The organism is Psychrobacter sp. UBA2514 (assembly GCF_002341255.1).
In the GTDB taxonomy this organism is placed as follows: domain Bacteria; phylum Pseudomonadota; class Gammaproteobacteria; order Pseudomonadales; family Moraxellaceae; genus Psychrobacter; species Psychrobacter pacificensis.
Window position 1 is genome coordinate 1 of record NZ_DDNS01000029.1, and the last position, 4,858, is coordinate 4,858.

Sequence of the window (4,858 nt, forward strand, 5' to 3'; positions counted from 1 at the left end):
TATAGTCAATCCTAAATAAAACAGATACATTATATATCAAGGTGGAACTGGTCTAAATTTTCCTTGCGTGCTGTGCCTACGCTGCTCGATGCTGCGAAAAATTTATCCCAGTCCCACTGTATCGTTTTTATACTGAATTCACTATATAAGCAAATATAAGAACGCTGACCAATAACGATTGGGGTTATGTGCGTCAGGCAAGACGTTATCGAGTACCATCATCTAATTACCAACAATAATAATGACCATTCATATGGAGGACAATATGCCTATCAATATGTTTAAATCACGAACCACTGTCGATATGCGACTTTGGTTACAGCGCAGTGCGCTGGCGCTCGCTGTGAGTACGGCGATGGTGGCTAGTATTAATGTCACCACAATGAGCAATGCACATGCGGCTGTAACCACGGCTGATTTCTCTGGCCTAGTTCAACAAGTGACGCCAGCAGTGGCGCGCGTCAACGTCACCAAGACAGTCAGTGAGGCTGAGCTTGCTAAGGCGCAAACGGCTGAAGTGTTGCGGCAGTTTTTTGGCGATCGGGTGCGCATTCCTGATCGAGCAGTCACGCCAGCGATAGAGCATGCTTATGGTACGGGGTTTTTTATTACCTCTAATGGCTATATGCTGACCAATCATCACGTCATCGAGGGCGCTGACAAAATCACCGTCACACTTAATGATAGAACCGAGCTTGATGCAACCTTGATTGGTAGCGACGAGCGCTCAGATGTGGCTGTACTAAAAGTTGAAGGCACTCAGTTCCCCGCGCTACCGATTGGCGACTCAAACAGCTTAAAAGTAGGGGAGCCCGTACTAGCCATTGGTTCACCATTTGGTTTTGATTATTCAGCCTCCGCTGGCATCGTCAGTGCCAAATCACGCAGCTTCTCACGCGAAACCAGTGTGCCGTTTATACAAACCGATGTGGCGCTAAACCCTGGCAACTCAGGTGGCCCTCTATTCAATCAGCGCGGTGAGGTGATTGGTATCAACTCGCGTATCTTTAGTGGGACGGGCGGCTACATGGGGCTATCATTCTCTATCCCAATTGACGCTGCTATGGATATCTATGAGCAATTAAAGACCAGCGGTGAAGTCGCTCGCGCATATTTGGGTATCTATCCGCAAGATATTGACCGTAATCTGGCCGAAGCTTATAAATTGGATAAACCACAAGGCGCTTTGCTGACCCGCGTTTCTCCAGACTCGCCAGCACAAAAAGCAGGTCTAAAACCTGGTGACATTATCTTGCAGTACAATAATGTACAAATCATGCGAGCATCCGACTTATTGAATCTGCTCAACCGAGCAAAGCCAAGCGATCCATTTCGCGCACAGATTCAGCGCAATGGTAAGCAGATGATCATTAGCGGTAAACTTGCTTATGCACCTAATGATGTCAGAGCCCAAAGTGGGGATCAGCAAAGTGATGATGTCCAACTGGGCCTACGTTTGCGCGATTTGACCAAAGATGAACAAGCAGAGATTGCTACAGACAATAAAACGGGGGTGTTGGTCACGACGGTTGATCCGACAGGGTTAGCCGCGCGCTCGGGGATTTTGGCAGGTGATGTCATTACCAATTTTCACCAAAAGCCTATTAAGAAAGTAACGGATTTCTCTGACGCCATCTCATCCCTACCCAAAAAGGGCGTTGTCACGATAGAAATTATTCGACAAGGCATCCCTGCTATTATTGGTCTGCGTATTGAATAGATAAAACCATAAGGAAGTGATTTGGACAGCAGCATACCGAAAAACACCGAAAAGTATAATTGCTCATCATAAATACCGCTCGCTATAAGAGATACGCAAACGGATATTGCATCAGTCTGCAAATAATGTATTTAAATATTCGTCAGCAGCGGTATAGGCACGCGAGGCCTGCCTTTTCGCTTATATCGTCCCACCATCGATGTGTTGACCATTCGCTAGTATTGGCAAAACCATTCAGCAGTGTTGATACGTTGCTGAGTGCTTTAGTTATCGGTATATTATTAATAAAGACTTGAAGCAATATTTATTGTTTCTAGCAATAAAAAAAGCTTTTTTCGTCTTTGATTTGTGCTTGAATCATCAATTGATTGATAGCGGTCAAATCAAAATATGCTACACTAGCAGGCGTTTTTATTATTATATTTTATGGCGCAACAGGTATTTGCGGTCACTGGCATCGATAATGCCAATACTCACTTTAATACGCAGTAATTTATAATGTAAACGTTATGATAATAAATAAAATTTCAGCATTAACATCAAGCAAGGGTTGGTCATTAGCGTTTATCAACGTATATAAATTTTTGGCACTTGCAAACGACCTATCATGTGACAGCTTTGATAAAAGCTAGGATAATACAGTAAGGCACGGTTATGAGCACAGCATACGACGAGATCAAAACCCGATTACAAGGCTCAATGGTAGCCTTGGTAACGCCCATGCACCCTGACGGTACAGTTGATTATAAACGTCTGGCTGACCTCATAGACTGGCAGATCGAGCAGGGCACGCATTGCCTCGTTGCTGTCGGCACCACTGGCGAGTCGGCAACCCTATCGATGCAAGAGCATAGCGATGTCATTCGCTATTTTGTCCAGCATGTTAAAGGTCGCGTACCAGTCATCGCAGGTACTGGTGCAAACAACACCATAGAAGCGATTAAACTGACTCAAGACGCAGCAGATGCTGGTGCAGACTGTGCGTTATTGGTTGCCCCTTATTACAATAAGCCGCCACAAGAAGGCTTGTTTCAGCATTATCAAGCCATTGCTAAAGCCGTCAATATTCCTCAGATGCTCTATAATGTACCGGGTCGCACGGTCGTCGATATCGCCCAAGAGACCGTCGAGCGCTTATGTGATATCGACAATATCGTTGCTATCAAAGATGCGACAGGCTCTGTTGGTCGCGGTGAGCAATTGATTAAAGCTGTTGGTGACAGAATGGTCGTATTGTCTGGTGATGATGGCACAGCGCTTGATCTACTAAAAGTAGGTGGTAAAGGCAATATCTCAGTGACTGCCAACGTGGCGCCAAAAGCCATGAGCGAGACTTTCGCTGCTGGCTTGCGTGGTGATTTTGAAACGGCTAGTCAGATTCATGACGTAGTCAAACATCTACATCGTGACTTATTCATCGAGTCAAGTCCTATTCCAGCTAAGTATGCGCTACATAAAATGGGCATGATTGATAAAGGGATACGCTTACCACTCGTTTGGTTGGCAGAGCAACATCATGCGACTATTGATGAAGCGTTGGTTCGAGCAAACATACTATAACCTGATCTTCAGCGATTTAAGACTTGTTGCTTGACGATTAATATTCAAGAGAGCAACAAGTCAACTTATCATGATAAGCCAATCGCCTAAATGAGCAATAACTGCTAACTCAGAGAGACAACATGATGACAGTATCATCAAAAACGACAAAACTACTTCCTGCAATGCTGACCTTAGTTTTGGGTAGTACGTTGGTATTGAGCGGCTGCCAAGCGACCAAGAGCCTGCTTGGAAAGCGCGACAATGGCAGCTTAGACTATCAACAAAGCAAAAAGCTTGCACCGATAGAGCTGCCGGCTGCTCAAGAAACAGCGCCTTTCGTGCCTTTGTACCCAACACCGAATGTGGGCGCGAACACGCTTAAACTACAGAATGAGTCAGGTAATCAGTATCAGTTGCCAAAGCCTCAGCGTGCTGTTAGTAGCCCTTCAAACTAATTTCTTTCTTCATTTGTACCGCCGATTTTTATGATTATTGATTAAAATAATATCGATATTGTAATAAGAGTCAGCGGTCGCTGCGCGTTTTTACCACATAAGCTTGAACGAACAGGAACCCCCATAATGCAAAAGCAACAACTGCTGTATAAAGGCAAAGCCAAATCTGTCTACGAAACAGAAGACAATGATCTTCTGATTTTACACTTCCGTGATGATACCTCAGCGCTTGATGGTAAGCGTATCGAACAATTGGCGCGTAAAGGCGTGGTGAATAACCGCTTTAATGCTTTTATCATGCAAAAATTGTCTGATGCTGGTATCGAGACGCATTTTGAAAAGCAATTGTCTGACGACGAAGTATTGGTCAAGCGCTTGGATATGATTCCTGTAGAGTGCGTGGTGCGTAACTTTGCCGCTGGTAGTTTGGTACGTCGTTTGGGCTTAGAAGAAGGGCAAGCATTGACACCGCCAACGTATGAGCTTTTTTATAAAGATGATGCGCTAGGTGATCCGATGGTCAATGAGTCGCTCTCTGTATCTCTTGGCTGGGCAACCAAAGAACAATTGGCTAAGATGGAAGAGCTGACCTATCAAGTCAACGATGTACTCAAAGCATTGTTTGATGCGGGTGATTTGATTTTAGTTGATTTTAAATTAGAATTTGGCGTATTCCACGACCGTATCGTATTAGGTGATGAGTTCTCACCAGATGGCTGCCGTATCTGGGATAAGAATACCAAGAAAAAGCTGGATAAAGACCGTTTCCGTCAGTCATTAGGTGATGTGATTGAAGCTTATGAAGAAGTGGCTGACCGTATTGGTGTGCCATTAAAATAAGTATCTGATACTTAGCATAAAATAAAAACTGAGCCATGCGCTCAGTTTTTTTATGGCATTATATTTGTGATGGTTCCTTAGTGAGTATTTAAATCTTTGGCTGTGGGCTAAGAGTATCAAGGTTTTAACTCAATAAGATAGGCGCGGTGTACTTCATGGTGTACTTACCATACATATTCTATTAGTGATCGGTGCGCTATACAGGCATCGAACTAACCGTATTAGATACGACTTTAATGAGCGTACAGATGCTAAACTGATAGGTAGGTCATTATCATTATGAACCGCCCCGGTATTGTCG

The 4,858-nt window shown here is 44.2% G+C and carries 4 protein-coding genes; all 4 read left to right on the forward strand.

The features are described 5' to 3' along the window. The first annotated feature begins 304 nt into the window (after positions 1-304). The 4 genes from B3V51_RS08805 (at position 305) to purC (ending at position 4,557) form a co-directional block, all read left to right on the forward strand. Positions 305-1,720 carry a Do family serine endopeptidase gene (locus B3V51_RS08805; RefSeq protein ID WP_379542908.1) on the forward strand — a complete coding sequence of 472 codons (1,416 nt, stop codon included), beginning with the start codon at positions 305-307 and terminating at the stop codon, positions 1,718-1,720. Positions 1,721-2,374: 654 nt separating this feature from the next. Then, positions 2,375-3,280, forward strand: a complete 906-nt coding sequence (dapA, locus tag B3V51_RS08810; protein WP_093071436.1) for a 4-hydroxy-tetrahydrodipicolinate synthase — start codon at positions 2,375-2,377, stop codon at positions 3,278-3,280. 122 nt (positions 3,281-3,402) lie between these two features. Then, positions 3,403-3,717, forward strand: coding sequence for a hypothetical protein (locus B3V51_RS08815; protein WP_227674193.1), 315 nt, complete (start codon positions 3,403-3,405; stop codon positions 3,715-3,717). Positions 3,718-3,843: 126 nt separating this feature from the next. Next, entirely contained in the window at positions 3,844-4,557 is a 714-nt protein-coding gene (purC, locus tag B3V51_RS08820; RefSeq protein WP_057757995.1) for a phosphoribosylaminoimidazolesuccinocarboxamide synthase, read from the forward strand. Positions 4,558-4,858 lie beyond the last annotated feature (301 nt).

Bases quoted from the DNA above. Each gene is read 5' to 3' on its own strand.
- dapA (WP_093071436.1), top strand. From the start codon at position 2,375: ATGAGCACAGCATACGACGAGATCAAAACCCGATTACAAGGCTCAATG.
- purC (WP_057757995.1), top strand. From the start codon at position 3,844: ATGCAAAAGCAACAACTGCTGTATAAAGGCAAAGCCAAATCTGTCTAC.
- B3V51_RS08805 (WP_379542908.1), top strand. From the start codon at position 305: ATGCGACTTTGGTTACAGCGCAGTGCGCTGGCGCTCGCTGTGAGTACG.
- B3V51_RS08815 (WP_227674193.1), top strand. From the start codon at position 3,403: ATGATGACAGTATCATCAAAAACGACAAAACTACTTCCTGCAATGCTG.